This is a genomic window from Dietzia sp. NCCP-2495, from assembly GCF_026011735.1.
Lineage (GTDB): Bacteria > Actinomycetota > Actinomycetes > Mycobacteriales > Mycobacteriaceae > Dietzia.
Genome location: NZ_BRVN01000003.1, coordinates 163,541 through 190,262, shown reverse-complemented (window position 1 = coordinate 190,262; position 26,722 = coordinate 163,541). Strand labels below are relative to the sequence as shown.

General features: G+C 70.4%; 23 protein-coding genes. 12 read left to right on the top strand and 11 right to left on the bottom strand.

Annotated features, from left to right (window positions below):
* Positions 1-11: 11 nt before the first annotated feature.
* On the top strand, positions 12-773 hold the full coding sequence (locus OPF83_RS05225; RefSeq protein ID WP_264886156.1) for a hypothetical protein: 762 nt from the start codon (positions 12-14) through the stop codon (positions 771-773).
* Positions 774-846: 73 nt separating this feature from the next.
* Here OPF83_RS05225 and OPF83_RS05220 read toward each other — a convergent pair whose 3' ends face one another.
* Together OPF83_RS05220 and OPF83_RS05215 are read right to left on the bottom strand one after the other, a co-directional pair.
* Positions 847-2,868, bottom strand: coding sequence for a M13 family metallopeptidase (locus tag OPF83_RS05220; protein WP_264886155.1), 2,022 nt, complete (start codon positions 2,866-2,868; stop codon positions 847-849).
* Between the two features lie 88 nt (positions 2,869-2,956).
* Positions 2,957-3,469, bottom strand: a complete 513-nt coding sequence (locus OPF83_RS05215) for a DUF4395 domain-containing protein (protein ID WP_264886154.1) — start codon at positions 3,467-3,469, stop codon at positions 2,957-2,959.
* A 116-nt stretch (positions 3,470-3,585) separates the two neighbouring features.
* Between OPF83_RS05215 and OPF83_RS05210 the strand changes: the two genes are divergently transcribed.
* Positions 3,586-4,275 (top strand): pentapeptide repeat-containing protein, encoded by a 690-nt coding sequence (locus OPF83_RS05210; protein WP_264886153.1) that lies wholly within the window; start codon positions 3,586-3,588, stop codon positions 4,273-4,275.
* Between the two features lie 50 nt (positions 4,276-4,325).
* Here the strand turns inward: OPF83_RS05210 and OPF83_RS05205 are convergent, their stop codons facing one another.
* A complete protein-coding gene (locus tag OPF83_RS05205) occupies positions 4,326-4,598 on the bottom strand; it encodes a hypothetical protein (protein WP_264886152.1) in 273 nt (90 codons plus the stop codon).
* A gap of 296 nt (positions 4,599-4,894) precedes the next feature.
* Between OPF83_RS05205 and OPF83_RS05200 the strand changes: the two genes are divergently transcribed.
* The gene (locus tag OPF83_RS05200; protein ID WP_264886151.1) at positions 4,895-5,815 is read left to right on the top strand and encodes a glycoside hydrolase family 25 protein; all 921 of its coding nucleotides are present in this window, start codon (positions 4,895-4,897) and stop codon (positions 5,813-5,815) included.
* A gap of 31 nt (positions 5,816-5,846) precedes the next feature.
* Here the strand turns inward: OPF83_RS05200 and OPF83_RS05195 are convergent, their stop codons facing one another.
* The 5 genes from OPF83_RS05195 to trmB all read right to left on the bottom strand — a co-directional run bounded on the left by OPF83_RS05195 (position 5,847) and on the right by trmB (position 11,952).
* Positions 5,847-6,212, bottom strand: coding sequence for a DUF3054 domain-containing protein (locus OPF83_RS05195; protein ID WP_264886150.1), 366 nt, complete (start codon positions 6,210-6,212; stop codon positions 5,847-5,849).
* A gap of 5 nt (positions 6,213-6,217) precedes the next feature.
* Entirely contained in the window at positions 6,218-7,588 is a 1,371-nt protein-coding gene (locus OPF83_RS05190) for a YbhN family protein (protein ID WP_264886149.1), read from the bottom strand.
* Between the two features lie 63 nt (positions 7,589-7,651).
* Positions 7,652-10,423 (bottom strand): MMPL family transporter, encoded by a 2,772-nt coding sequence (locus OPF83_RS05185; RefSeq protein ID WP_264886148.1) that lies wholly within the window; start codon positions 10,421-10,423, stop codon positions 7,652-7,654.
* Positions 10,424-10,437: 14 nt separating this feature from the next.
* Positions 10,438-11,112 (bottom strand): NYN domain-containing protein, encoded by a 675-nt coding sequence (locus OPF83_RS05180; protein ID WP_264886147.1) that lies wholly within the window; start codon positions 11,110-11,112, stop codon positions 10,438-10,440.
* Between the two features lie 75 nt (positions 11,113-11,187).
* Complete coding sequence (gene trmB / locus OPF83_RS05175; RefSeq protein ID WP_375546214.1) at positions 11,188-11,952, bottom strand: tRNA (guanosine(46)-N7)-methyltransferase TrmB; 765 nt, start codon at positions 11,950-11,952, stop codon at positions 11,188-11,190.
* Positions 11,953-12,111: 159 nt separating this feature from the next.
* Between trmB and OPF83_RS05170 the strand changes: the two genes are divergently transcribed.
* The 8 genes from OPF83_RS05170 to OPF83_RS05135 all read left to right on the top strand — a co-directional run bounded on the left by OPF83_RS05170 (position 12,112) and on the right by OPF83_RS05135 (position 20,989).
* Positions 12,112-12,924: a hypothetical protein gene (locus tag OPF83_RS05170; RefSeq protein ID WP_264886146.1), complete on the top strand. Its 813-nt coding sequence runs from the start codon at positions 12,112-12,114 to the stop codon at positions 12,922-12,924.
* Positions 12,921-14,342 (top strand): hypothetical protein, encoded by a 1,422-nt coding sequence (locus OPF83_RS05165; RefSeq protein ID WP_264886145.1) that lies wholly within the window; start codon positions 12,921-12,923, stop codon positions 14,340-14,342. The genes OPF83_RS05170 and OPF83_RS05165 overlap by 4 nt, the downstream gene beginning before the upstream one ends.
* Positions 14,339-14,752 (top strand): DUF6802 family protein, encoded by a 414-nt coding sequence (locus OPF83_RS05160; RefSeq protein ID WP_264886144.1) that lies wholly within the window; start codon positions 14,339-14,341, stop codon positions 14,750-14,752. Before OPF83_RS05165 ends, OPF83_RS05160 begins: the two co-directional genes overlap by 4 nt.
* A gap of 112 nt (positions 14,753-14,864) precedes the next feature.
* Entirely contained in the window at positions 14,865-16,691 is a 1,827-nt protein-coding gene (locus tag OPF83_RS05155) for a phosphoenolpyruvate carboxykinase (GTP) (protein WP_264886143.1), read from the top strand.
* Positions 16,692-16,945: 254 nt separating this feature from the next.
* Entirely contained in the window at positions 16,946-18,061 is a 1,116-nt protein-coding gene (locus OPF83_RS05150; RefSeq protein ID WP_264886142.1) for a hypothetical protein, read from the top strand.
* Complete coding sequence (locus OPF83_RS05145; protein WP_264886141.1) at positions 18,058-19,623, top strand: ATP-binding protein; 1,566 nt, start codon at positions 18,058-18,060, stop codon at positions 19,621-19,623. Before OPF83_RS05150 ends, OPF83_RS05145 begins: the two co-directional genes overlap by 4 nt.
* A gap of 111 nt (positions 19,624-19,734) precedes the next feature.
* Complete coding sequence (locus OPF83_RS05140) at positions 19,735-20,397, top strand: response regulator transcription factor (RefSeq protein WP_264886140.1); 663 nt, start codon at positions 19,735-19,737, stop codon at positions 20,395-20,397.
* A 121-nt stretch (positions 20,398-20,518) separates the two neighbouring features.
* Entirely contained in the window at positions 20,519-20,989 is a 471-nt protein-coding gene (locus OPF83_RS05135; RefSeq protein WP_264886139.1) for an MBL fold metallo-hydrolase, read from the top strand.
* Here the strand turns inward: OPF83_RS05135 and OPF83_RS05130 are convergent, their stop codons facing one another.
* Both OPF83_RS05130 and OPF83_RS05125 read right to left on the bottom strand, forming a co-directional pair.
* Positions 20,990-22,462 carry an aldehyde dehydrogenase gene (locus OPF83_RS05130; RefSeq protein ID WP_264886138.1) on the bottom strand — a complete coding sequence of 491 codons (1,473 nt, stop codon included), beginning with the start codon at positions 22,460-22,462 and terminating at the stop codon, positions 20,990-20,992.
* 94 nt (positions 22,463-22,556) lie between these two features.
* A complete protein-coding gene (locus OPF83_RS05125; protein WP_264886222.1) occupies positions 22,557-23,345 on the bottom strand; it encodes a class I SAM-dependent methyltransferase in 789 nt (262 codons plus the stop codon).
* A 209-nt stretch (positions 23,346-23,554) separates the two neighbouring features.
* Between OPF83_RS05125 and OPF83_RS05120 the strand changes: the two genes are divergently transcribed.
* Positions 23,555-24,748 carry a glycosyltransferase family 4 protein gene (locus tag OPF83_RS05120; RefSeq protein WP_264886221.1) on the top strand — a complete coding sequence of 398 codons (1,194 nt, stop codon included), beginning with the start codon at positions 23,555-23,557 and terminating at the stop codon, positions 24,746-24,748.
* Here the strand turns inward: OPF83_RS05120 and OPF83_RS05115 are convergent.
* Positions 24,726-26,633 (bottom strand): hypothetical protein, encoded by a 1,908-nt coding sequence (locus OPF83_RS05115; protein ID WP_264886137.1) that lies wholly within the window; start codon positions 26,631-26,633, stop codon positions 24,726-24,728. The two genes, OPF83_RS05120 and OPF83_RS05115, sit on opposite strands and share 23 nt — an antisense overlap.
* Positions 26,634-26,722: the final 89 nt, after the last annotated feature.

The following is a 26,722-nucleotide window of genomic DNA, read 5'->3' as shown; positions in this document are numbered from 1 at the left end:
AGGAGCCACCCATGCCTGCACCCACCCGGCCATCTCGCCGCTCCCAGCCAATCCGGTTCTCCCGACTCACCGCGCCCGCCTCGGTGCTCGCCGCTATCGCGATGGTGGCAGCCGGTTGCTCCGGTGCCGAGGCCCCCGCGCCCGGGACCGACGCGGGCGGCGCGACGACGGAGGTCACGCTCACCGACGCCGCCCCCGCGACCTCCGCCGCGCCTACGACCTCGCCGGCCATGGCCTCGTCTGGCGAGGGGTCATCGGGCCAGGGTTCGTCGGGCGCGGCCTCCGCGGACGGAGCCCAGACCGCGGCGAACGCGCAGTCGCTCGCCGGCCACGGTGGTGGGGGTCATGGTGGTGGGGATCAAGATGGTGCCGGCCCCGTGGACGCGGAGAACTTCCGCGTCGGCGACGGCTACTACTTCCTCAGCCCCGACGGCGGCGCGTTCTGCGCGATCCTCGGCGACGGCTCCGCCGGAAACCACTCGGCCGGGTGTCAGTCCGACTTCGTGCCACCGGAACTGCCGGACTGTGCGGGCAACCCGACCGGCCACGGCGCCGTCTGGCTCGGGGCGGGCGGAGCGAGTGGCCTCGCGTGCTTCAACCAGGGGATCTTCGTCAGCCAGCCGACGTCCGAGGGCCGAAACGTGCTCGAGCCCGGGCGCATGATCTCGGTCCGCGGGTACACGTGCTCGTCGTCCGACTCGACTGTCACCTGCCGGTCGGACGCGGCTGGCACCGGGTTCACCGCCTCAGGATCGATCCTGATGCTGCTGTGAACTTTCGGTGCCGCCGCGTTCGTCGTCGTCGTCGCATCCCGACGGTCACCACCTGACCGTCACCACCTGACCGTCACCAGATGCTGACGCGCTCCTCAGGCGCCATCCACATGCCGTCACCCTCGGTGACGCCGAAGGCGGCGTGGAAGTCCTCGAGATTGCGCACTACCTGGTTAGCCCGGAACTCCGGCGGGGAGTGCGGGTCGACGGCCAGGCGACGCGCGGCCTCCTCGGCGCGCGTCTTGGTGCGCCACACGATCGCCCACGAGGTGATGAGGCGCTGGATCCCGGTGAGCCCGTCGATCTCCGGCCCAACGTCGGTCCCCTCGACCGGCTCGCCATCCGTGCCCTGCGCCAGGCGGTAGGCCAGGAGCGCGATGGTCAGGCCACCCAGGTCACCGATGTTCTCGCCTACCGTGAAGGCCCCGTTGACGTGATCGATCTCCGGATCCAGCCCGTCCGGGGTGAGGCCCTGGTACTGCTCGATGAGCGCGTCGACGCGAGTGCTGAACGCGGAGCGGTCCTCGTCAGTCCACCAGTCGACCAGGTTGCCCTCGCCGTCGTACTTCGACCCCTGGTCGTCGAACCCGTGGCCGATCTCGTGGCCGATCACGGCGCCGATCGCGCCGTAGTTCGCGGCATCGTCGGCCTCCGCGTCGAAGAACGGGGGCTGCAGGATCGCGGCGGGGAACACGATCTCGTTCATCACCGGGTTGTAGTACGCGTTGACCGTCTGCGGCGTCATGTGCCACTCCCCGCGGTCCACCGGCCCGCCGAGCTTGCCCAGCTCGTACTCGTGCTCGAAGGCGGCCGACCGGCGGACATTGCCCAGTAGGTCGTCAGCCCGCACCTCGAGCGAGGAGTAGTCACGCCACTGGTCGGGATATCCGATCTTGGGCACGAACGCCTCGAGCTTGGCGAGTGCACGGGTCTGCGTGGCCGGCGTCATCCACGGCAGGCGGTTGATGGAGTAGCGGTAGGCGGCGGTGAGGTTGGCGACGAGCTCCTCCATGCGCGCCTTGTGGCCGGGCGGGAAGTGGCGGGCCACGTACTCCTTGCCCACCTCCTCGCCGAGCGCCCCCTCCACCGCGGCGACGCCGCGCTTCCACCGCGCCTTGATCTCCTCCGTGCCGGACATGACCGTGCCGAAGAACCGGAAGTCCTCGTCCACCAGGTCCGAGGTCAGGTACGACGCGCGGGAGGAGACGACCCGCCAGCGCAGCCACTCGGCCCAGGCCTCCACCGGCTCGCCCGACCACAGCTCGGCGGCCGCCGTGAGGAAGTCGGGCTGCATGGCGACGACACGGCCGAAGGTCTCCTCCGAACCGCCGAGCTCTCGAGCCCAGTCGTGCCACGGGAAGCCGGGCGCCAGGGTGGGCAGCTCGTCCCAGGTGACGGGGTTGTAGGTCTTGTCGGCGTCGCGGCGCGCGACCACGTCCCAGTGCGCGGCGGCCAGGCGGGTCTCCAGCGCGACGATGCGCTCCGCGCGGGCCCGCGCCGAGTCCTCGCCGGCCGCGCCCTCGGGTGCGAGCCCGGCCAACTCGAGCATCCGGGCCACGTGCGCGGTGTACTCCTCGCGGATCCCGGCGTACTGCTCCTCCCGGTAGTACGACTCGTCCGGGAGCCCGATGCCGTACTGCACGAGATAGAGGATGTACTCGCTGGAGTTCTTGGCGTCGTTGTTGACGTACGCGCCGATCAGGCCGCCGACGCCCGACTTCTCCAGGCGCGCCATCGCCAGCGCCAGCGAGTCGGAGTCGGTCGCCGCGTCGATCTCCGCGAGATCCGGGGCCAGGGCGCCGAGGCCGGCCGCCTCCACCGCGTCGGTGTCCATGAAGGAGGCGTAGAAGGCGCCGATGCGCGAGTCGACGGGCGCGTCGGTGATGATGTCGCGCACCCGCTCCTCGGACAGGTCACGCAGGGCGAGGAACGCGCCGTCGATGGGACGGTCGGCCGGGATCTCGTGGTCGCGGATCCAGGTGCCGTTGACGTGCTTGTAGAGGTCGTCCTGGGACCGGACGGTGGGATCGACGTACCGGAGGTCCAGGCCCGAAGGGCGCGGGGCGTCGGTGGTGGGGTTCACGGTCGCTGTCATGCGACCAGGGTACGGAAGCGGGCGGAACCGGGCCGCCGGGACAGTGCCGACCCGCCACCGGCGCGACGCTCGTCAGGCGCGGTGCCCGTCAGTTCCGTGCGGTCATCCCGGGCCGCGCCCAGATGTCCGCGCAGTCCACGCAGGCGCCCTCGGAAACGACGCCCGCGCGCTGCAGTTGCCCGTAGATCCAGCAGCCGAGGCAGAAGCCCAACGCCGCTTCGGCCAGTGCGGCGACGATGAGGACCACCAGGACGACGACGCCCGCGGTGGCCAGGCCCGCGAGGACGAGCGCGAAGGCGACCGACGACATGACCAGCCCGATCGTCTGCGCGAATCGCTTCGGAGCGCCGGCGACCATCTTGGGCTCGGCGCTGACCCGGGGCGCCAGGACGTGGACCGACAGCCGTCCAAACGGCGAGTACCGCGGACCTCCGGCCACCCGCAACGCGAATCCCAGCACGAGCGCGCCGGCGAGCCAGGTCTGCAGCGGGGACGGCACGAGGACGGTGATCACGGCGAGCCCCACGACCAACGCTGCGGTACACCGCGCGGCGTAGTCGTTGACGATCTCGGGGAAGGCGAATACCTCACGCAGGCTCATCGGGTCGACCTCATCTACTGTCGCGTATAGACCGATCTGTCTATCTCGAGTGTCGAGAGTACTCCCGCCTCAGGCGGATTCCCAGACAGCCCTCCGTCACACCTAGAGTGGTCGCCGTGGCCCCTCCGCTTCGTCGTCGATCAGAATCCCCGCGCTCACCCGCCGCGCCGGGACTTCCGCGACACGAGCAGCTCCACTCGCCCACCTCGGAGCTCGAGAACGACGGACTGTGGGACGGCGTGCTGGCCTCGACAGACGACGCCCCGGACCCCCTGGACGGCCCGGCACAACTCAGCGGAATGGAGATCCGCGAGTCAGTATTGGACGGACTGCGCTTGAGCAGCGCCCGTGCGGACGGCCTGCGGCTGACCGATGTCGAACTCCGGGACTGCGACCTGTCCGGCCTCGTCGCCGACGGCGCCTCACTGACCCGGGTCCGATTCGTCGGCTGCCGCCTGACCGGCCTCATCCTGTCGGACGCCCGGTTGACCGACGTGGCGTTCGAGGACTGCCACGCCGACATGATCAACCTGCGCATGTCCCGACTCCAGCGGATCAGCCTCTCCGGAACGCGCTGCCGCCAGGCCGACCTCCTCGACGCCCAGGTGTCGGACCTGTCGACGGACGGGGCAGACCTGGGCGGCGCGGTCTTCGAGAAGGCCCGCCTCGCCGCGGCGGACCTCAGGGGTGCGGCCCTCGAGGACGTCCGTGGCGCCTCCGCCCTGAGGGGCGCGATCATCTCTTCCGAGCAGGTCCTCGGTGTGGGGCTCGCACTGATCGGCGAGGCGGGAATCCGGGTCGTCTGACCCACGCGCCGTTTCGCTCCACCGGAAACCCGGAGGCGGCGCGAGCGGGGTCAGGGCAGGTGCGATGCGGAGTCCCGCCACTGGTTGACGGCGCGATTGATGACGGCCTGGAGTCGCAGGATCTGATCGCGGTCGTTCAGGACGATCCCGTCGACCCCCGTGCGCAGGCGCAGTTCCGGCGCGCCACGGCCCGCACCGTCCTCGTCGAGGATCACCGTCTCCTCGACGAGCACCTCGAAGAACGGGTCATCCTCCGGCCCGTCGATCTCGGTGACGAGGCTCTGACGGAATCGCGGCGTGGAGAGGTCGACTGCATCGGTCATGAGGGGCACTCCCGACTTGCTGATTGGTACGCATACAAGGGTAGGCGCGAAAAGTCGGCAATCGCACTGGTGAGGCGTCGTGTTACAGGTTGTTGTGAATCCGTGACTTTCTATCTCGCACATCACACCGGCTGGCCGGCCCCGGAAACCTCCGACAGCAACATACTGAAAAGTTGCGCAAGTTGCTTGTGTGACTAGTGATGCTCACGCATACTCCCCTCATGACTCCAGCCGGTCCGCCAGCCCGAGCCACTCCCGCCTGTCGTCCCGCCATACCGTGCCGCCTCCTCGCGTTCGTGTCCGCGGCGATGGTGACCCTCGGCTTCGTCGTCGCCATCGGCGGCGACACCACTGCCCGCACCCATGCCGCGGCGCCCCTCGACCCTGTGTTCCACGGACTCGCTCTCGGTGTCGACGCATCGAGTTGGCAGCACCCACACGGCGCGCACGTGAACTGGCACGACGCCGGTGCCTCGGGGAAGTCTTTCGCCTTCATCAAGGCCACCGAAGGCACCGGACCGGCCAACCGCCACTACGAGGCGGACACCCACGCCGCGCGCTCCGCAGGCATGCTGACCGGCGGATATCACATGGCACGTCCCGCGATGGAGCCGGCGCAGCAGGCACACGCGTTCGCCGACCGTCTGCAGGCCGTGGGCGGGCCCCAGCTGCCGCCCGTACTCGATCTCGAGTACGACGAGGGCCTCGAACCAGCCGAGCTCGCCGAGTGGACCCAGGTCTTCCTCGACACACTGAGGCACCGCACCGGGCGCACGGCGATCATCTACACGTACCGGAGCTTCTGGATCGATCGGATGGCCAACACCACCCGGTTCGCCGACCACCCGCTGTGGCTCGCCGAGTACGGCGTCTCGCAGCCCACGACCCCCATGATCGGCGGCTGGGACGAGTGGTCGTTCTGGCAACGTGCCGACACCGGCCGGGTTCCCGGTTTCACCGACGACGTGGACCTCAACGTCTTCGCCGGTACCCGAGCGGACCTGGACGCTTGGTCAGGGCCGGTCACCCCCGTTCCCGACCCCGCGCCGGCACCCGCACCTGCGCCGGAACCGGCTCCAGAACCGGTGGCGGCAACCCAGCCGGCACCAGACCCGGTCACGGACGCGCCGCCCGTCGAGCCCCCACCGCCAGCACCAGTCGAGCCTCCACCGCCGGCACCGGTCGAGCCCCCTGCCCCGCCGGCACCGCCGGCCTGACCGGCCCCCGACTCGACCGGTCAGCGAGCGATCAGCGGCGCGACCGGCCGCGCACTACCGCGGCGCGGATCGCCCGCCAACCGATGAGGAACAGGGCCGTCACCGTTGCGGCCACCACGATGAAACTCCAGTGCGGCACGCGTCCGCCGTCGATCGCGCGGATCACCATGCCGCCGACGAGCGTCACCACCCACAGCAGCGCGCCCGACGCGACGGTCCCAGGCGCGCGTCGGGTCACCAGCAGGATCAGCCAACCCACCACGAGGCCCACGAGGAACGGCCAGGCGGTCCCCCACACCTGCGCGACGCTGAGCCCCTCGGAGTGCGCGCCGCGTCCGAACAGCGCGAACACCACGACCAGTACCGCGTCCAGCACGAACATTCCCAGTGCGCCCATGTCGTCTATCGCCCGTCTTCCGTGTCGTCGTCGCCCCCATCGGTCCGGGGCGGGGTGTCCGATGCGTGGCCGGCCCGGTCGTCGCGCGGGCGGAGCCGCGGGATCGGGCCGGAGAAGTGCGGCACCGTCGGGCGCCACTGGGTGCCCTTGAGGGGCCACATCCCCGTGGTGACCGGTGCCGGGTCGCCGCCGGTCACCACAGCCGGAGACGGCGTGGTGGCCGTGTGATCGCGGTTGTTCCCCGAAGTCGTCCCCGATGCGGGAAGCGACGACGAGGACGGGGAGGACGACGACGACAACGGCGTCGACTCGCCCGGGTCCGCATCCTTCGACTCCTCGTCCGGGTCGATATCGGCGACATGGCGGTAGAAGAGGAAGAACACCACCCACCCGGCGAGGGCGACCAGGACGAAGCTGACGATGCGGTAGACGAACACCGTCGCGAACGCTTCGTGGGCGCCGAGACCACCCGCGGTCAGGGTCGTGATGAGCGCGAACTCGACCGTCCCGAGACCGCCCGGCGTGATGGGGGCGGTCGCCACGATTTTTCCGGTGACGTACGCGATGCACAGGCCGCCGATGCTGTGCTCGGCGCCGACCGCGTTGGCCGCCGCCCAGAGGCAGCCGATGTCGGCGACCCAGTTGAGGAGCGAGAACGCGAACGCCTTGGTGAGCTGCGACTTGGACAACTCGACGGCCTCGGCCTGCTCGACGACGCGCTGCACCCCGCCCGCGCCGTGGTCGGCGGGCTTTCCGCGCCGGTCGTTGATCCACGCCAGGAAGGAGAGCGCGACGCCCTCGATCTTGTCCGGATTACGGGCCGCCCACTGGACCGCACCGAAGATCGCGACGAGTCCGATCGCCGACAGCACGAGCAGGAAGGGGTTCGAGACGGAACCGACGAGGAAGAACCCGATCAACGCCAGCAGCACGATGCCGACCGTGGAGAGAACGCCGGAGATGACGAGCTGCCAGGACGCGATCACCCGGGTGGCACCCCACTGGCGGGTCTTCCGGTAGGTCAGCGTGGTGCCGAACACCTGCCCGCCGGGAATGCAGGTGGAGAAGGCGTTGGACGAGAAGACCAGTCCGACGCTGGACCAGTAGCCCACCCGGACGCCCGCGGACTGCAGCAGCAGCTTCTGGACCGAGCCGTAGCTCGACATGGAGAGGTAGGAGAAGACGAGGGCGGCCGCGACCCAGCCCCAGTGGGGTCGGACGACGGCCTCGAAGCCTTTCGCGAAGAACGGCATCTGGCCGCGTAGCCAGAAGAGGATGAAGCCCAGGACCGTGAGGGTCGCGATGGCCTTGAACCACGGATTGGCCAGGACCGTCCGGATACGGCGCCGGAGTTCGACACCTCGTGCATCCGTCATGCAGTCACCATAACCACATCCCGGACTCCGCTCCGGAACCAACGCCGGGCACCGAGTCAGGGGTCACTCGTTGCGCCTCTGCTCCCGCTCGCGCATGAGCCGTGCGATCAGCTCGGTCGCCGGGATCCGATCGAGGGGCGCCTCGTCGGCTGTCGCGCCCGTCGACCCGGCGTCCTCGGCGTCCTCGGTGTCCTTGGTGTCCTCGCTGGCCTCGCCGGCCTCGCTGTCCACGTCGACCTCGCTGTCCACGTCGACCTCAGTGTCAGCCCCGGACTCGGCCCCGGTCTCTGTCCTAGTATCAGCCCCTGCCTCAGCTCGGGCGTCCTCCCGGGAATCGGCATCCGGCCAGGCCCTGGCCTCCGGCTCACGATCGGCCTGCACCTCGTAGCCGGACTCCGTTTCGTAGCCGGTCTCGGTGTCCTCGGCCCACGCGTCGGCGTCAGCGCCCGACTCCGACTCCTCGGCCCAGGGAGTGACGGAGGCCGTGGGACCGGCACCCTCAGGCGAACCGCCCCGGGAGGACAGAGCAGCGGCCGTGGCGCCGGTGGCAGCACCGGCACCGGCGCCGGCACCGACGAGGGCGAACTCGTTGTCGTCGTCACGGTTGTCGTCACGGTTGTCGTCACGGTTGTCGTCACCGCGGTCGTGACCACGGTTGTCGTCACCTCCGGCCGTGAGGAGCTCGGGCTCGTCCTCGAGCTCCGCCTCGCCCAGGCCGATCCTCTCCTGGATGCGCCTCATCCACGCCGGCGCCCACCAGCAGTCCGGGCCGAGCAGCTGCATGACCGCCGGCACGAGGAACATGCGGATGACCGTCGCGTCGAGGATCAGCGCCGCGATCATGCCGAACGCGATGTACTTCATCATCACGATCTCGGAGAACGCGAACGCGCCCGTCACCACGATAAGGATCAACGCGGCGGACGTGATGATGCGGCCCGTGTTGGCCACACCGCTGCGGATCGCCTCTGCGGTCTTCGCCCCGCGCGCACGGGCCTCGACCATGCGCGAGATGAGGAACACCTCGTAGTCGGTCGACAGGCCGTAGATGATCGCCATGAGCAGCACCACGACCGGCGAGGTGAGCGGACCCGGGGTGAAGCCGAGCATGCTCGCGCCGTGGCCGTCGACGAAGATCCACGTGAGGATGCCGAGGGTCGCTCCGAGCCCCAACATGTTCATGAGTGCGGCCTTGATAGGGAGCACCAACGACCCGAACGCCAGGAACATGAGGATCGTCGTGGCCAGCAGGACGTAGAGCACGAACCATGGGAGCCCGTCGACCAGCGCGGCGACCGAATCCGTCTCCATGGCGGGATTGCCGCCCACGTACACCTCGGTCCCCGCCGGGATCGGGAACGACTGGAGGTAGTCGACCGTCTCGCCGGGCGAGTTCCGGTCGAGAAGACCGGTCTGGAGCACCACGACCTCACGGCCATGGTCGTCGGTCTGACCGGATCGGGCGAACTGGAAAGGCCCCGTGAGACCCGGGGCCTCGTTCGCGGCGGAGCGGATCTGCGACAGGCTGTTGCCGTCGGAGCCCAGGACGATCAGCTTGACCGGGTCGGTGCGGGTTCCCGGGAAGTTCTGGTCGTACTCCTCCTGCGCCACTCGGGTGGTGTTGTTCGGCGGGAGATAGGTCTCGTTGATGCCGCCGAACTTGACCCCGGAGAACGGGATGATCAAGGCGACCAGGACCACGACGATCGGGACCGTCACGGCGACCGGGTGCTTCATTGAGAAGTCGGCGATGCGGCCGAACAGTCCGTTCTCGACCTGCTCACGCGTCCGGTGGCGCTGGAAGCGCTTGACGCCCAGCGCGTCGACGCGGTGGCCGAGAAGCACCAGGACGGCGGGCAGCAGTGTCACCGACAGGACGGCCGCCAGGATCACCGCGGCGATCGCGCCGTACGCCACGGACTTGAGGAACGCCTGCGGGAAGATCAACAGTCCGGACAGGGTCACGCCCACCATGACGGCGGAGAACACCACCGTGCGACCGGCCGTGGCCACCGACCGCCTGGCCGCCACGTCGGGCGGATAGCCCTCCGCCATCTCCTCGCGGTACCGACTCACGACGAACAGTCCGTAGTCGATCGCCAGGCCCAGTCCGATCAGCGTCACCACGTTCTGGGCGAACGAGTTGACCGGGGTGATGAGCGAGAGCAGGTGCAGCGAACCGAGCGACCCGAGGATCGTCAACACGCCCACGGCGACGGGCAGCGCCGCGGCCACCACGCCGCCGAACACCACGATGAGCAGCAGGAACACCAGCGGGAGCGCGATGAGCTCGGCGCGCACCAGGTCGGCGTCCATCCCGTCCTGCAGCGCACCGGCCACCGGCTGCAGGCCGGCGATGTCGGTCTCGATGCCCGGGACGGGGATCTGGTCCTCGATCACCCGGAAGTTCTCGAGGATCTCCTCGTTCTCACCCGCGATCTGGATCGAGGCCACGATGATCCCGGCGTCGCGGTTCACCAGGGCCGGCGACTGGTTGTAGGCGAAGCTGGTCACGCCGGTGACCTGGTCCGGGTGCTCGTTCTGGATCAGGTCCAGCGAGACCCGGACTACTTCCTGGAACGCCGGGTCATCGACCGTCATGCCCTCGGGCGCGTGGTAGCTGACCACCACGTCGCCCAGTGCGTCACGCCCGTAGGCCTCCTGCTCTAGCTGCTCCGCCGTGGCCCAGCCGCTCTCGGGGTCCTCGAACCCGCCCTGACCGAACGGGTTGCCGAACGCGCTGCCGGCGACGGACAGGAACGCCATGACCAGAACTGAACAGACCAGGACCAGGATGCGGCGGCGAGCGACGAATCGCCCGAGTGAGTTGAACACGAAAGGCAGAGCTCCTAGCGCGAGGTGAGCAAGGCGGTGAGCGGCCGGAGCGGCTGCAGCCAGGCGCCTTCATCGGGCAGGTTGTCGAGGCTGATCCGCGGCAACGGCTCGCGGAATACGCCGGGGATCTCCTCGAGGTCGAGGAACGAGATCGTGTCGTGCTGGACGGCCCACGTGGCGTGCTCGCGGAAGCCGATAACCGTGACCGGGATGTCCTCGGCGAGGTCCTCGAGCGGTTCGCGGAACGCCTGACCGTCGGCGGAGGCCACCACCACTCCGGCGAGGCGCCCGGACTCGGCCCGCAGGTCGATGTGCTCGAGCATGTCCTCGTCGACGTCCGAGTCCTCGCTGGTCTTGGGCTTGGCGAAGACCGCGAAACCGACGTTCCGCAGCGCCTCGACCCACGGCCGGACGTTGTCGGAGGTGCCGGCGGCGATGTTGGTGAAGACCGTCGCCTCGGCCTCGAGCGTGTCCTGAGTGCTCGCGGACAGGTCCGCGGTGAAACCGAGGAGCCAGCGTCCCAGCGCGTCGAAGCGGGGGCGGAAGGCGGCGGTGGGCCGGCCACCGAGGATCGATCCCAGGCCCATGTCGACGTTCGGCGCGTCCCACACCAGGAGCACCACGCCCGGGGCGTCGGGCGCGCCCACGACGTCACCGTCGTGGTTCTGGGTCTCGTTCGGTGGGGTCATGGTTCCGCCTCGTTCGTCGTGTGTTCTCGGGGTCGGATCGTCGCTGCGGGTCGTCGGTACCGTTCGGGTGCCCGATCAGCCCCGGCGCCGCCAGAGGAACTCGTTGATGACGCGCTCCTCTTGCAAACCCTTGCCCTCGAACTTCGTCACGGGTCTGTCGAGACTGAACGGTACGTGGCCGCGGTCCGTTGTGGCGTCAAGCCGCTCGAGTGAGGGCTCGGCGTCGCCGGTAGGGCCGATCCACTCGGCGTAGTCCACGTGGTCGGTGGCAACGTGGAGGACGCCACCCGGCTTGAGTCGCGAGGAGATCAGGGCGAAGGTGCCCGACTGCAGCAGGCGCCGCTTGTGGTGGCGGGCCTTGGGCCACGGGTCCGGGAAGAACACGCGGACGCCGGTCAGACTGTCGGGGGCGATCATGTTGGTGAGCACGTCCACGCCGTCGCCACGGATCATGCGGACGTTGTTCAGTTCCTCGCGCAGGACCATACCCAGGAGCTGGGCCAGGCCCGGCTGGTAGACCTCCACGGCGATCACGTCGAGCTCGGGCTCCGCGGCCGCCATCGCCGCGGTGGACGTGCCTGTGCCGGACCCGATCTCCACCACCAGCGGGGCCTTCCGGCCGAACAGGGCCTCCGGGTCGACCGTCTCGTCCGAGACGTTCTGCCCGTAGGTCGGCCAGTGCTCGTCCCAGTTGCGCTGCTGGCCGGGGCGCATGGTGCCGCGCCGGAACCGGTAGGCGGTGACGCGGGGGAACAGCCGGGAGCTGTCGTCCGGGGTGGCGCCGTCGTCCCGGCCGGCGGTCGTGCCGTCGTCGCCGGTCACGTCGGGTTCACCGGTCACGTCGGGCTCCGACACGGGGTTCTCGCTGGAGTTCACCTGGCCATCATCCCGTAATGCGCGGTCGTGTCACGAATCCCCGGCCGTCGGGGCGCCCACCGACGGTGCCCGGCCCTGGGCCCGGATCGGGGTCCGTGAGCCGCTCCTGCCTGGGGGAAGGTCTTGTCGGACACGTCCCTGACGGGCGACGATGTGCCCGTGCCGCCCGTGATCCACGACACCGAACCCGTCCCCGCCACGGGTCCGTCCACCGATGCCGCCACCCACCCGGCCACCGACCCGTCCACCGGCCCATCCACCAACACGGTCGTGCCGGATCCCGTCGCGCGCGTCCGCCGCCTGCTCGGGTCGTCGCCGGAGGTCGGCGACCGCCGTGACCGGGTCGCCGCCTCCCCCGCGCTCACCGGGGCACTCGCGAGGTTCGACGCCCCGGTCGACATCCGCGTGCGTGGTGGACTCGGTTCCGGTCGCCGCACGCTGGCCACGGCACTGCGGACTCGCCGCGGGTGGCGGGTCACCGTCGACGACGTGGACGAGATCGCCGCGCCGGGGGCCACGCCGCGGCCGGTCCCCGACGTCGAGATCCTCTGCCTGCGCACCGCGCCGTGCCGCCACGAGGAGTCGTGGGTCCGGCGCGCGCGGCGTCACCCCCTGATGGTGGTCGCGGTGGGGGTCGGGGACGACGACGACACCGTGGCGCGACCGGCCTGGGCCCGCGATCTCGCGGCGGTCGATCCTCGCGATCCCGAACACCGGTCCGTCGACCAGGTGATCTCGTTCGTGGAACGCGCACTGGACGCGCTCCCGTCACTGCGGGTCGCACGCCTGGAAACGGAGTTGGAGCGTCTGGCGGTCGATGCGGAGGTCGGCGACCTCGCGGAAGCGGCGTTGTGCGCACTGCACCACGAGCGACACCCTGCTCCCCACCGCGACCTCAGCCCTCACCCTGGCGCCCGGACCGGGATGCGCCGATGACGTCGGAACTGTCCGCCGCAGCGGACCCGGTTCAGCCGGTTCCGCCAGTTCAGCCGGCTCGGCCTGTTCAGCCGGTTCCGCCTCTGACCATCGCGGTCCTGGGCGCCCGCGACTCCGCGGCCCCCGAGGTCGCCGCGGCGCTGGAGGCGGCAGCAGCCACCGGGGTGCCTGCGGGCCCGCCGGGGACCCGCACCCGCGACATCCGCGTGATGGTCGACGCGACCCCCGCCGACCGGCCGGACGCCGCGGTCCTCGTCGTCGACGCCGTCTGCCCGGTACGCCCCGACGACGTCGAGATCGCGCGCGGCGTGGCCTCGCGCCTGCCGCTGGCGGTCGCGCTGGCCGGACGCGCCGACACCTGCACGTCCGCGGCACTCTCGGCGACGGTCGACGTCACCACGCGCCGCCTCGCCGATGCCGGGGTGGACGTCCGGGTGCACGTGGTGGACGACAGCAGGCCGGCGGCCCCGGCCGCTCTCCTGGCGACCCTCGTCGAGTCGGTGCGGTCCCGCGGCACCAGGCCGGGCACCCCGCCGTCTGGCTCCACCACCCCGGGTTCCACCATCCCTGGCGCCACTACCCCTGGCACCATCACCGCGACTGATCCCACCGCCGTCGTGGACTGGCTCCTGGCTCGCCGCACCGAGGCGATCACCACCCGCTCGCAGGCCCTGCGCCAGGACGTCCAGGCCCTCCGGATGGAGGTCCTCCAGGACCTACAACGCTCACTGCGTGACCTCGGCGGGCGGGCACGGGACGAACTGGCGGCGGCACCCCGCACGCGGATCGACGGGATCGTGGACGGGATCGCGGCCGACGCCGACGCGGCGGTCGCGGGAGCCGTCGAGCGGGCCGACCGCCGCGCCGACGCCCTGGTCGTGCGACATCTGGGCGCCACCGCCCCGACAGCACCCCACATCCCCTCCCCCACCGGCGGCATCGCCCCGTCTGTTCCACCGCGTAACCGGGGCGAAGAACTGCTCATGCTGCTCATGGGCGCCGCCGGCGGCACGGGCGTCGGCCGCATGCTGCTCTCGCCGTTGGCCGAGGTACCCGGACTGGCGGTGGCCGTCGTGCCGCTGGCCCTGCTGTGCGGTCTCGCGCTCGGGTGGACCACAGTCCGGGTCCGGCGTACCCAGGCGCTGCGGACCCACTCCGTGGCCGCGGTGGGCGACCGGTTGGCGGCGCTGCGCGGCGAGGCCGAACAGGCGCTGGGGTCGAGGATCCTCGCGGCCGAGGCGATCATCACCGACGGCTTCGCCCACGACCCCGGGCCCCGCGTCGCCGACCTCGAACGACGGGTCCGGCGACTCCGGTCGAGAGGGAACACCCCGGCGGCGCCGGCCGCGGTTACAGTTACCGCACCCGTCAGCGGGGCACAGGCCCCGCCCGTTCCCACAGGGAGCCCCTCCCCATGACCGACCCCCTTTTCGGATCGGACCCCTTCGACCACAGCCCGGCACCGGACGTCTGCGGACTCGACGGGGCGCCGCTCGCCGAGTCCTCGTCGCTGGGGTTGCACGTTCCCGTCGGCGAGGACGTGCTCGATCTCGGCGCGCCGGAGGCCGACCTGGACGGCGACGGGTTCATGGAGGCGGTCACGCTCGGCGACGACCGGGGACTGACCGTCTATACGGACGCGGACGGTGACGGCACCGTGGACCATGTCTCCACCGTCCGGTTCGACGGCACCTACGACTCGTGGCGTCTGGCCAATCCCACCGAGGGCCTGCCGTTCGGCGGCTTCACCAACGAGCCGCGCACCGACGCCCCCGGCGACTCCCCCATGCCCGCGCGGTGGGAGCGGATCGACCATGGCCAGATCTGACTAGTTGAGGGATTCCTCACATTTTGGCGCCTGCACGGCAGTGGGATACTCGCGCCACGACCGAGGAGGATACTGTGTCGAGGAGACTATGCACCACGCGCGAGGAGCAGAGATGACCAGCACCACCATTCCCGGCCTCGATGGGCAGGCACCGACAGATCACGCGGAGATGCTCGCGTGGATCAGCGAGGTGGCCGAACTGACCCAGCCGGACCGGGTCGTCTTTGCCGACGGCTCCGACGAAGAGTGGAATCGTCTCACCTCCCTGCTCGTGGACGGGGGCACCTTCGTCAAGCTGAACGAGTCGAATAAGCCGAACTCGTTCCTCGCACAGTCCGACCCGAAGGACGTCGCCCGCGTCGAGTCGCGGACGTTCATCTGCTCGGAGAAGGAAGAGGATGCCGGCCCGACCAACAACTGGCGCGCCCCGTCCGAGATGCGCGCCCACATGACCGAACTGTTCCGCGGCAGCATGCGCGGGCGCACCATGTATGTCGTGCCCTACTGCATGGGCCCGCTGGACGCCGAGGACCCCAAGCTCGGTATCGAGCTCACCGACTCCGCGTACGTCGTGGTGTCCATGCGGATCATGACGCGCATGGGCCAGGCCGCGATGGACAAGATCGGCTCGAACGGCGCGTACGTCAAGGGCCTGCACACCGTGGGTGCGCCGCTCGCCGAGGGCGAGGAGGACGTCGCCTGGCCGTGCAACGAGGAGAAGTACATCACCCACTTCCCGGAGAGCCGAGAGATCTGGTCGTTCGGCTCCGGCTACGGCGGCAACGCCCTGCTCGGCAAGAAGTGCTTCGCCCTGCGCATCGCCTCCGCCATGGCCCACGACGAGGGCTGGATGGCCGAGCACATGCTCATCCTCAAGCTCACCTCGCCCGAGGACAAGGCGTATTACATCGCCGGAGCGTTCCCCTCGGCGTGCGGCAAGACCAACCTCGCGATGATCCAGCCGACGATCGGGGGCTGGACGGCCGAGGTGGTGGGCGACGACATCGCGTGGATGCGCTTCGGCGCCGACGGCCGCCTGTACGCGGTCAACCCCGAGTTCGGCTTCTTCGGCGTGGCCCCGGGGACCAACTACTCGTCCAACCCCAACGCCATGAAGACGCTGGAACCGGGCAACGCGATCTACACCAACGTCGCCCTGACCGACGACGGCGATGTGTGGTGGGAGGGCCTCGAGGGCACCCCGGACCACCTCATCGACTGGCTCGGCAACGAGTGGACCCCGGAGGGCGACGGCAAGGCCGGCAACGCCGCGCACCCCAACTCGCGCTACTGCGTGCCGATCGAACAGTGCCCCGTCGCCGCGCCCGAGTTCAACTCGCCCGAGGGCGTGCCGATCTCGGCGATCCTCTTCGGCGGCCGCCGCGCCGACACCGTCCCGCTGGTGAGCGAGGCCTACTCGTGGAACCACGGCGTCTACATCGGTGCGACCCTGTCCTCCGGACAGACCGCCGCCGCCGAGGGCCAGGTCGGCGCCGTGCGCCGCGACCCGATGGCCATGCTGCCGTTCCTCGGCTACAACGTCGGTGACTACTTCCAGCACTGGGTCGATATGGGCGCTCGTGGCGGCGACAAGATGCCCAAGATCTTCCTGGTCAACTGGTTCCGCAAGGGCGACGACGGCCGGTTCGTCTGGCCCGGATTCGGCGAGAACAGCCGCGTGCTCAAGTGGATCGTCGACCGCATCGAGGGTCGCGTCGAGGGCGACAAGACCGCGGCGGGCATCACCGCCCGCGCGGCCGACATCGACATGACCGGCCTGGACACCCCGCTCGAGGACGTCGAGGCCGCACTGGCCGTCGACCCCGAGGAATGGCGCCGCGAACTGCCGCTCATCACGGAGTGGCTCGAGTTCTGTGGCCCCAAGGTCCCGGCCGAGGTGCACGCCGAGTTCGCCGCGCTCAAGGAGCGCCTGGGCTGATCCGACAGCCCCGACAGCAGTGGGCGGGCCACACCGCGAGGTGGGGCCCGCCCACTGCTGTCGGGCCCCCTGTGTCCACGGACAGATAAACTGCCCCACCCGGCTACCCTGGTCACTCCCGTACTGCGGTACCAAAAATCACCGTCGACACACCGAAGTCGCAACTATTAGAATGTGTTCAGGATCAACCATCGCGGACCCGGTCGTGCGATAGTAGCTAGTTGACCTGTCTTCAAACCGGAGGAAGGGGGCAGATGCGGTCCGTCACCGTCGCAATAGCAGCGATACCAGTTGTCCTCGGCGGACTCGGGATCGTCGCTCTCTCAGGCGACCTCGAACGCCTGCCCCTGTTCAACAACTCCGCCGGAGAATCTCTGCCCACGACGGCGGGAGATGCCACGGACGCCGGTTTCGAATCCAGCGACGTGGCGATGGAGGGCCAGACCGGCACCGCGATCGACGGTCTGCGCCCGCACCTGACGGTCATGGAGGGCCACGGCAACGTCGTGGTATCCGCACTCATCCCCGCGCTGCTGCCCCTGCTGCCGGCGGCCGCGATGGATCTCTCACCCCTCCCCCGACAGGAGATCGGTGACAACAGCGGTTGGGCACCCCTCACCTCGTTGCTCCCGGGGCCGAACCCGTCACCCGCCAGACTATCCCCCGCGAACGCCCCCCGCCCGCCTCTGGTCAATGTTCCGAACAACGAGCAGGATCGAGTGTCATCGGCAGCGGTTGACGACATGGATGCTCCCGACCCCGGTCGCCCGGACCTCCCCTCCCAGGCCGCGGGCAGCCCTCCGCCTCACGCAGGCGAACAGGGACCGCCGCCGCACGCAGGCGAACAGGTCCCCCCACCGCACGCAGGGGTCCCGGGACCGCCGCCGCACGCCGCGGACAACAACAGTGGCAACAACGGCAACAACGGCAAGGGCAACGGCAGCAACACCGGCAAGGCCAATGCCTCCGGACGGGCAGTCGACGGCGTCCGGGGACTTGTCGACACCGGCAACGGGAAAATCCAGATGGCCGGCCCGCAGATCCATGCCGGAGTCCCGGGCTCACCTCCTCCCGCCGCGACGGTGACCGTGCCGACCGAGAGCCCTGCCACCATCACGAAGACCACCGCTCCTGACGGCACGGCGGGCGCTGCCGGCGACGCCCCGGACATGACGCGGTATGCCGCGCCGCAGACCGACACCGCTGCAGTTGGCCAGGGTACCGGTGACACGAATGCCGACGCACCCACGGACGCGGCCCCGTCCACAGACTCAGACACAGAGGTGCCCGCGCTCGTCGTGACGGCCCCAGAGGTCGAGTCAGCCGTCGACCCGGCCGACTCCGGCATCGGGCTCCCGGCCGAGAGGTGAGTCGCGACAAGACGACGCCCACCCCGATTCGTTGGTGGAACTCGGCGCGCCTGCGGATCACCGTGGGGATCACCTTCATCACCGCTGCGGTCTTCGCGGCGATGATCGTTCTCACCAGCCAGTTGCTGACCCTGAGCGCCGAGCGGAACATCGACACCCGCCTCAACCGCGAAGCCGCCGATTTCACCACCTTCATGACGGCCGGCATCCTGCCCTCGTTCGAGACCGAGGACCCCACCGTCGAGCAACTCCTGCGCGCGTACCTCGCCCAGCAGTATCCGTCGGCTGAGCTCCTCCTCATCGGCACCGCCAGCGAGTCCGGAACCCAGTTCACGCTGTCGCGGTTCGGCCCGTCGGAAGACCGCCTCTTCCCGCCAGCCACCCGGTCGCAGATCCAGAGGATCGGACTGAGCGACTCCGGGGAGTCCGGCACGGTCAACGACGAGGTGGCGTGGCGGAAGACGACCGTGGAGAGTCCCGCGGGGCCGGTGAACCTCGTCGTCGCCGTCAACGTCATCGACACGTCCGCCGAGACCCGTCGCGTTGCCGAGTCGCTCATCCTCGCGAGCGCTGCCGGCATGGTCCTCAGCGCGTTCCTCGCATGGTGGATCGCCGGCCGCATGATCGTGCCGGTCCGCCGGATCCGCGAGGCCGCCGCGACCATCTCCGCTGCGCATCTGTCTCGACGCGTGCCGGCGGACGGACCGGACGAGATCATCTCCCTCGCCAACACCGTCAACGAGATGCTCGAGCGCGTCGACGAGGCCTACCGCACCCAACGGGAGTTCCTGGACGATGCCGGACACGAGCTCCGCACGCCGCTCACCGTCGTGCAGGGAAATCTCGACCTCATGCCCGAGGACGCCGAGGGGCGGGCGGCGACGACACTCGTCATCCAGGACGAGCTGTCGCGGATGACCCGGATCGTCGAGGACCTGCTCACCCTCGCCCGTGCTGACCGGCCCGATTTCCTCGTCACGGAGCCCACGGAGGTCTCCGAACTCATCCTCAACATCGAGGCCAAGGTCGAGGTACTCGCGGATCGCAACTGGAATGTCCTCCCGTATGCCGAGGGAACGGCCGTCCTCGATCCGCACCGGATCACCCAGGCGCTCATGCAGTTCTGCTCCAACGCTGTTCGTTTCACCAAGCCGGGCGATCTCATCGAGATCGGGTGCCGGATACTCCAGCCGGGGGACCCCACGATCAACCCAGACGTCGTCGCGGCCACGGTTCCGGCCGCCGCCGAGGCCGACCGGTCGAATCGGAGACTGCTCTGGTGGGTGCGGGACAGCGGTGCGGGGATCCCGCCCGGCGAGGAGGAGAGCATCTTCGAACGGTTCCACACCGCACGAGGTCAGCTCCGCGACGGACGCGGGGGCACCGGACTGGGGCTGGCCATCGTGTCGACGATCGCCCGCGCCCACGGCGGTCGGGCTTTCGCGTTCAATTCGAGACAGGGCGGCGCCGCCTTCTGCATGGTCATCCCATTCCTCAACGGGGACACCGAGAGCGAGGGACCTGCGCCACTTTCCTCGCCGGGCGTGGTCGACGATGATTAATTGCTTCCGATAACCGGTCTTTTCCTCCCCGATCGGGGAGACACGATCACGGTGGAATGACCTGTCCGGTCCCCACCGTGCGATACTCCGAACTCGGAGAAGGAGAGCTGCATGACGAACATCCTGGTCGTCGAGGACGATGACCTCATTCGCTCCGTCCTGGTCAAGGCACTCGGCGGCGCGGAGTACACGGCGCTGGAGGCCGTCGACGGGGAGAGCGCGCAGGCGATCCTGTCGACGATCTCCGATATCGACCTCATGCTCCTGGACATCGGGCTTCCCGACACGGATGGACTGTCCCTGCTCCGTGAGGCGCGGTCGCACGGATTCACCGCCCCGGTCATCATCCTCACCGCGCGGGACAGCGTCTCCAACACGGTCGAGGGGCTGGATTCCGGCGCGAACGACTACATGGTCAAGCCGTTCCGCGTCCCGGAGCTGCTGGCCCGCATCCGCCTGCGCCTGCGTGAGCACGAGAACGCGGACGGGCCGGGCATCCTCGAGCACGGGGGCATGCGTCTGGACATCCGGACCCGTCGCGTCGAGGTCGACGGACGAATCCAGGAACTCACCAACCGCGAGTACTCGCTCCTCGAGATGCTGCTGCGCCACAAGGGTGAGACCATCAGCCGCGAGCAGCTCCTCGAGAGCGTCTGGGGCATGGATTTTGATCCCGGCTCGAACATCGTCAACGTCTACATCCGTTCGCTGCGCCGCAAGATCGGCGAGAACAAGGTGCAGACCGTCCGGGGGGTCGGCTACCGGGTCGAATGACCCCGTGAGAGGGGCCGGCTGCCACCGGAGCGCGTCACCCGCCACCGGACGTTCGTCATACCTGCAGCCTCACAACCACTCCCGGAGTTCCTCTTTAAAGTTCTTTAATATTCTCGTGCGGATGGGTCGCGTCACGTGCACTACCCCCTCCCCCGAGAAGGTGCTCTCATGCCCTCAGATCCCCGGCCCCGTCACGGCGACTCTCGTCCCTCACGGGCCCGTGTATCCGTCGTTCGCGTTCCGCTTCGACACCGACTACGGCTCGGTCACGTTCTCGGGCGACACCCGCCTCAGCGAGAACCTGGACCGCCTGGCCGCCGGCACTGACACGCTCGTCCACAAGGCGATCAACGTCGAAGGCTCCGGCCTTCCTCCGGCGTTTGTCGCCCACAACCTGGAGTCCCACGTGGAGGTCCAGGAGGTGGGGAAGATCGCGCAGAAGGCAGGCGCCACGCGCCTCGTGCTCTCACACCTGGGTGACCACACCGGCGTGATCGACGAGGCGAAGTGGAAGGCCTGGGCCCAGGACGGGTACGACGGCGAGGTGATCGTGGGCCGCGACCTCCAGCGGCTCGTGTTGGCCACGCGCTGATCAGCCCTCGGTGGGCTCCCAGCCGAACGGCATGAGCACGCTCTGCAGCTCGCAGTACGCGTCCAGCCCCTCGGGTCCGTTCTCGCGACCGATACCGGAGTTCTTGAAGCCGCCGAACGGAGCGGTCGGATCGAAGGCGTACCAGTTGATGCCCATCGTGCCGGTGCGGACCCGCTGGGCCACGGCGAGCGCGGCGTCCGGGTCGGCGGAGTAGACGGCGCCGGCGAGGCCGAACTCGGAGTCGTTGGCGATCTGCACGGCCTCGTCGACCGTGTCGTAGGGGATCACCTGGATGACCGGCCCGAAGATCTCCTCCTGGGCGATGGTCATCGAGTTGTCGACGTCGCGGAAGACCGTCGGCTGGACGAAGGCGCCGTCGGCCACCTCGGCGGGCAGGCCCTCGACCTCACCGCCGCCGTAGGCGAGGGTCGCGCCCTCCTCGAGGCCCTTCGCGATGTAGCCCTTCACGCTGGCCTGCTGCTTGTGGTTGGCGAGCGGGCCGAAGACGGTGCCCTCGTCGGCCGGGTCGCCGACGGGCATGAGCGCGACGTTCTCGACCAGTGCGTCGACCACCTCGTCGTAGCGGGAGCGCGGCGCGAGGATGCGGTTCTGGGAGACGCAGGCCTGGCCCGAGTTCATCAGGGCGGAGAACACCATGGTGCCGGCGGCCGAGGCCAGGTCGGCGTCCTCGAGCACGATCGCGGCGCTCTTTCCGCCGAGTTCGAGCGAGCACCGGGTGAGGTTCTCGGCGGCGATCTTGGCGATGTGCTTGCCGACGCCGGTCGAGCCGGTGAAGGAGATCTTGTCGACCTCCGGGTGGGACACGAGGTGGTCGCCCACGGAGCTGGGGCCGGTCACGACGGAGAGCACCCCCTCGGGCAGGCCGGCCGCGCGGAACAGCTCGGCGAGCCACAGCGCGGACAGCGGGGTGGCGGAGGACGGCTTGAGCACGACCGAGCTGCCGGACAGCAGTGCCGGGCCGAGCTTGGCGGCGTTGAGGTAGAGCGGGACGTTCCAGGCGGTGATGGCGGCCACCACGCCGACCGGCTGCCGGGTCACGACGGACGCACCGAAGTCGCCCTGTCGGACCTCGCTCCACGGGAAGTCCGCGGCCAGACGCGAGTAGTAGCGCAGGACGCCGAGCGTCGGCGTCACCTGGATCATCGCGGCGGTGGAGGCGGGGGTGCCCATCTCGTCGGAGAGGATCTGGCACACCTCGGCCTGGCGCTCCTCGAGCATGTCGGCGACGCGGCCGAGCAGGGCGCCGCGCTCGGCGGGCGGCGTGTTGCTCCAGATGCCGGATTCGACTGAGTCGCGGGCCTGGCTGACCATCTCGTCGAGGTCCTCGGTGGTGGTCTCCGCGACGCGCCCCACCACGGCTCGTGTGGCCGGCGAGGTGACCTCGAGGACACCGGTGGTGATGGGATCTGCCCAGCGTGTGCCGGAGAAGAGCTTGTCATGGACGACGACCACGGTGACCTCCGAGGAAGTAAAATAGGAACGTGTTCCAGGCCACTGTAGACCAGTGTCGGGCGCCCCGGGGGTCCGTGTTCGCCGGCTCGGCGGCTCAGCGCGATCGCAGGACCAGCACCAGGTTGGACACCATCACCTCGCGGATGCCGGGCACGCGCACGAGCCACCACGCCCAGCGCGGGTGGTAGCGCGGGAACGCGGCCAGCAGGTCGGCCGAGCGCGTCGACCGCGCCCACTCCAGGCCCTCGGCGCAGCCCACCTCGAACAGGGACTCGCCGTAGTAGTTCTTCGGTGGGTGTCCGTGTCTGCGCTCGTACATCCGCCGCGCGCGGTCCCCGCCGAGGTAGTGGGTCAGGCCCATCTCGTGGCCGCCGAAGGGTCCGTACCAGAGCGTGTAGGAGACGACGACGACACCGCCCGGCCTCGTGACCCGGCACATCTCCTCGGCCATCGTCCAGGGCTCGGGCACGTGCTCGGCCACATTGCTGGAGATACAGATGTCCACGCTGTCGGTGGCGATCGGCAGTGCCATCCCGCTGCCCCGGACCGAGCCGACCTGGCTGATCCCGGCGGCCGCCATCTCCCCGACGTCCGGCTCCACGGAGACGTACCGGGCACCCTCCGCGGCATAGGCGTCGGAGAAATAGCCCGGACCGCCGCCCACGTCCAGGACGGTGAGCCCCTGCAGCCGACCGACGCCGTCTGCTCCGACCACACCGTCTGTTCCGGCCCCACCGCCAGCGACAACCTCGCCAGCTGCGCCGGCCCCGCCGCCTGCGCCCTCCCACAGGTCCGCCACCAGCTCGACGGTGTCGCGGGCCAGCCCGGAGTAGAACGCGTCCGGGTCGGACTGCTCCTGCGGGAACGAGCGCAGCAGCCTCATCGACCGGCCTAGCGTGGCGCGGCGGGCCACGTGGCGCAGGACGGCCGAGCGATGTACGTCCGAGCAGTTTACGTCCGAGCGATGGACGGGGTCGGTGATCACGGCGGTGACGATACCGCCGACCTCCGAACCGGGCCGCGATCTCGTCGCCCGGGAGCCGGGCGGAATGCTCAGGCGAGGCGCCCGAGTACAGTGTCCGCGTGTCCCGAATCCTGCTGCTGTGCTGGCGAGACAGCACTCATCCGCAGGGCGGCGGAAGCGAGCGCTACCTCGAGCACGTCGCCGACGGTCTGGCCGCTGCCGGACACACCGTCGTCTTCCGCACCTCGCGGTCTCCCGGCGCGGCCCGCTCGGAAACCGCTCCCAGCGGTGTCCGGTACAGCCGGGCGGGCGGCCGCTTCACCGTCTATCCCCTGGCGCTGCTCGCGATGGTCCTGGGACGGTTCGGGCTGGGGCCGCTCGGGGAGCTGCGGCGACCCCACGTCGTCGTCGACACCCAGAACGGCGTCCCCTTCTTCGCCCGGCTCGCCACCACCTCCCCCGTCGTGGTGCTGGTGCACCACATCCACCGCGAGCAGTGGCCCGTCGCTGGGCCGGTCGTGGCGCCGATCGGGTGGTTCATCGAATCGTGGCTGGCGCCGCGGGTGCACGCGCGCAGTCAGTACGTGACGGTGTCGCTGCCGTCGTCGGAGGAGCTGGCCGGTCTCGGCGTGGACCCGCAACGCATCGCGGTGGTGCGCAATGGCCTCGACCCGCTGCCGGAGGACGTCGTGTCCGCAGCCGGCGAGGCGACCGCTCCACGCCTGGTCGTCCTGTCCAGGCTCGTCCCACACAAGCACGTCGAGGACGCGATCGACGTGGTGGCGGCCCTGCGACCGCGGCACCCCGGCCTGCAGCTCGACGTGATCGGCAGCGGGTGGTGGGCCGACAAGCTGCTCGACTACGCGGCCGAACGCGGGCTCCTCGGCACCGGGACCAGTGAGGCCGCGGATACCGGCGCGGTGGTGTTCCACGGTTTCGTCGACGAGGCCACCAAACACCGGGTACTCGACGCCGCGACCGTGCACCTCATGCCGTCGCGCAAGGAGGGTTGGGGGCTGGCGGTGTCCGAGGCCGCGCAGCACGGCGTGCCGACCGTGGGCTACCACCACGCCGCGGGACTGCGCGACTCGATCGACGACGGCGAGACCGGTCTTCTCACCCACGATGTCGCGGCCATGACCGACGCGACGGACAGTCTCCTGGCCGACCCGACGCGTCGTGACCGGATGGGCGAGGCGGCGAGGCGCAAGGCGTCGGGGATGTCGTGGCCCGCCACCGCGTCGGCGATGGCGCAGGTCCTCGATGCCGTGGCCGCCGGGCGTCGCGTCAGTGGGGTGATCAGCGGCCGGACCGTCGACTGACCGCCAGCGCGAGCGCCACCGCCATCGCGATCAGCCACGCCGCGTGGGCCGCGAGAACCGCCGCCCGCTCGGTCGTCGAGGCGCCGGTGCCGGTGCCGGTGCCCGTGCCGGTCGACCAGTCCGACCCCTCAGGTCGCGGCAGCTCGTAGAGGGTGAGCTCGGTGTCGGAGAACTTCGTCGTCGTCGGATCGTCCAGGGTCGTCGCCGACTCGCCGCGCGGCCCCGCCGACGTGCGCTCGTCGAGCACCCACCGCACGCCCATGCCGGCCAGGACGCGCGGATCCTCGCCGCGCAGCAGCGCGTCGGTGGCCCGCCGCGCACGGTCCCCCTCCCCCGACACGGTCTGGCTCGACTGCCCCGCGCCCGCCGGGGTAGTGCCGCCGGTCGCGCCGCTCGTCGTGCCACTCGTTGCTCCGCCCACGACGAGATCACCTGCGACCAGGACGCGGGCGTCGAGCAGCCTCGGCGCCGGGTCGAGGACCGCGCGACCGTCGACCCACAGGGGCGTGGACCGGAACGATCCCGCCGGCAGGACGAGCAGGTCACCGGGCTGCCCGTCGACGATCCCGGCCACCTCCGTCCAGCCGGGCCCATACGTCACCGGCCGCAGCTGGTCCCACAGAGCGCGGGGGGCGTCCGGGACGGCGGCCAGCACGACGGCGGTGACCGCCACGGCCACGCCGACCGCACCCAGCGGGCGGGAGGTCAGGGCGCGCGTCACGGCCGCCGTCGCGAAGGAGTACGCGAGGACGGTCGCGGGCAGCGCCAGCGCCACGAACTTCTGGGTGTCCCGAAGCAGCCCGGCGCCCGGAACGGCCCCGACCAGCGCGTCGAGCAGGGCGATCCCCGGACCGGTCGCCGCGAGCACCACCAGCACCCAGACCGCGATCGCCACGGGGACCGTCGCCCGGACCGCCGGGTGCCGACGGGCCCGCCACAGTCCCGGCGCCGCCAGCGCCCACACCACGAGCAGCAGCACCAGCGCCACGGCCGCCCACCACGTCGCCCGCGACGGCGGCACCGCCTGCGAGTTCCAGATGCCGCCCAACGCCACCACCGACCCGGCCGTCCCGATCCCGGGCTCGGCGCGCGCGGCGAACGCGGCCACACCGGTCGTCCCGCCCGACGCCCCGGCAGCACCTCCCGCTGCAACACCACCGGCGATAACCGTCGCGAGCAGCCACGGCAGCGCCGTGAGCGCCGCGGTCACGGCGAGGGCGACGGCGGCGCCCCGCCGCGGACTGCGTCCACCCACGCAGACCAGGGCCACCGCGGCGGCGACGACGGCCAGCACCCAGCCGGTCGGGGTGAGACCGGCGACCGCCAACGCCGCACACGCGCCGGCGACACGCAACCGTCCCGTGGCCCGGGCGAGCAGCACCGGCATCGTCATGACCGCCGCGACACCGGCGAGCAGCGACCAGTGCCCCTGCAGCAGGCGTTCCACGACGAACGGATTCCACACCGCCAGCACCACCGCGGGCAGCCGGAGCGCAGCGGCCCGAACCGCAGACGGGCTGGGCCCGACCGCCGACGGTCCGGGGAGCTCGTCCGCGACCATCCGCACCAGCGCGCCCGCCGCCACGGCGAGCCACACGCAGAACACCGCCGTGAGCAGCCCCGTCAGCGGCCAGACCGGCAACCCGACCGCGGAAAGCACGCGGCTCGCCCACACCACGGCGACATCCTGCGGCACCGCCCGCGCCGCCGACTCCCCGAGACCGAGCGCCGCGTCCGACAACGGAGGCCGCGGGGTGGCCACCCAGTCCCGCAGGAGCGGGAAGCCCGGCCGCGCCAGGCCCGCCAGCAGGGCCGTCGTCACGACCAGGCCGACGCCGGCGTCGACGAGCGCGGCACGGCGATGACCTGAGGCGGGGGCTGACATGCGCACATTCCATCACGTCTGCAGGGCCGGACACTCCCACGCCCGGACCGGACCCCGCACCACCGCCACCGGAGCCGTCACCGCCCCCG

Bases quoted from the DNA above. Each gene is read 5' to 3' on its own strand.
- OPF83_RS05180 (WP_264886147.1), bottom strand. From the start codon at position 11,112: ATGACCCCACCGAACGAGACCCAGAACCACGACGGTGACGTCGTGGGC.
- OPF83_RS05165 (WP_264886145.1), top strand. From the start codon at position 12,921: ATGACGTCGGAACTGTCCGCCGCAGCGGACCCGGTTCAGCCGGTTCCG.
- OPF83_RS05135 (WP_264886139.1), top strand. From the start codon at position 20,519: ATGGGTCGCGTCACGTGCACTACCCCCTCCCCCGAGAAGGTGCTCTCA.
- OPF83_RS05155 (WP_264886143.1), top strand. From the start codon at position 14,865: ATGACCAGCACCACCATTCCCGGCCTCGATGGGCAGGCACCGACAGAT.
- OPF83_RS05150 (WP_264886142.1), top strand. From the start codon at position 16,946: ATGCGGTCCGTCACCGTCGCAATAGCAGCGATACCAGTTGTCCTCGGC.
- OPF83_RS05220 (WP_264886155.1), bottom strand. From the start codon at position 2,868: ATGACAGCGACCGTGAACCCCACCACCGACGCCCCGCGCCCTTCGGGC.
- OPF83_RS05125 (WP_264886222.1), bottom strand. From the start codon at position 23,345: ATGAGGCTGCTGCGCTCGTTCCCGCAGGAGCAGTCCGACCCGGACGCG.
- OPF83_RS05190 (WP_264886149.1), bottom strand. From the start codon at position 7,588: ATGACGGATGCACGAGGTGTCGAACTCCGGCGCCGTATCCGGACGGTC.
- OPF83_RS05160 (WP_264886144.1), top strand. From the start codon at position 14,339: ATGACCGACCCCCTTTTCGGATCGGACCCCTTCGACCACAGCCCGGCA.
- OPF83_RS05205 (WP_264886152.1), bottom strand. From the start codon at position 4,598: ATGACCGATGCAGTCGACCTCTCCACGCCGCGATTCCGTCAGAGCCTC.
- OPF83_RS05140 (WP_264886140.1), top strand. From the start codon at position 19,735: ATGACGAACATCCTGGTCGTCGAGGACGATGACCTCATTCGCTCCGTC.
- OPF83_RS05225 (WP_264886156.1), top strand. From the start codon at position 12: ATGCCTGCACCCACCCGGCCATCTCGCCGCTCCCAGCCAATCCGGTTC.
- OPF83_RS05195 (WP_264886150.1), bottom strand. From the start codon at position 6,212: ATGGGCGCACTGGGAATGTTCGTGCTGGACGCGGTACTGGTCGTGGTG.
- OPF83_RS05215 (WP_264886154.1), bottom strand. From the start codon at position 3,469: ATGAGCCTGCGTGAGGTATTCGCCTTCCCCGAGATCGTCAACGACTAC.
- OPF83_RS05115 (WP_264886137.1), bottom strand. From the start codon at position 26,633: ATGTCAGCCCCCGCCTCAGGTCATCGCCGTGCCGCGCTCGTCGACGCC.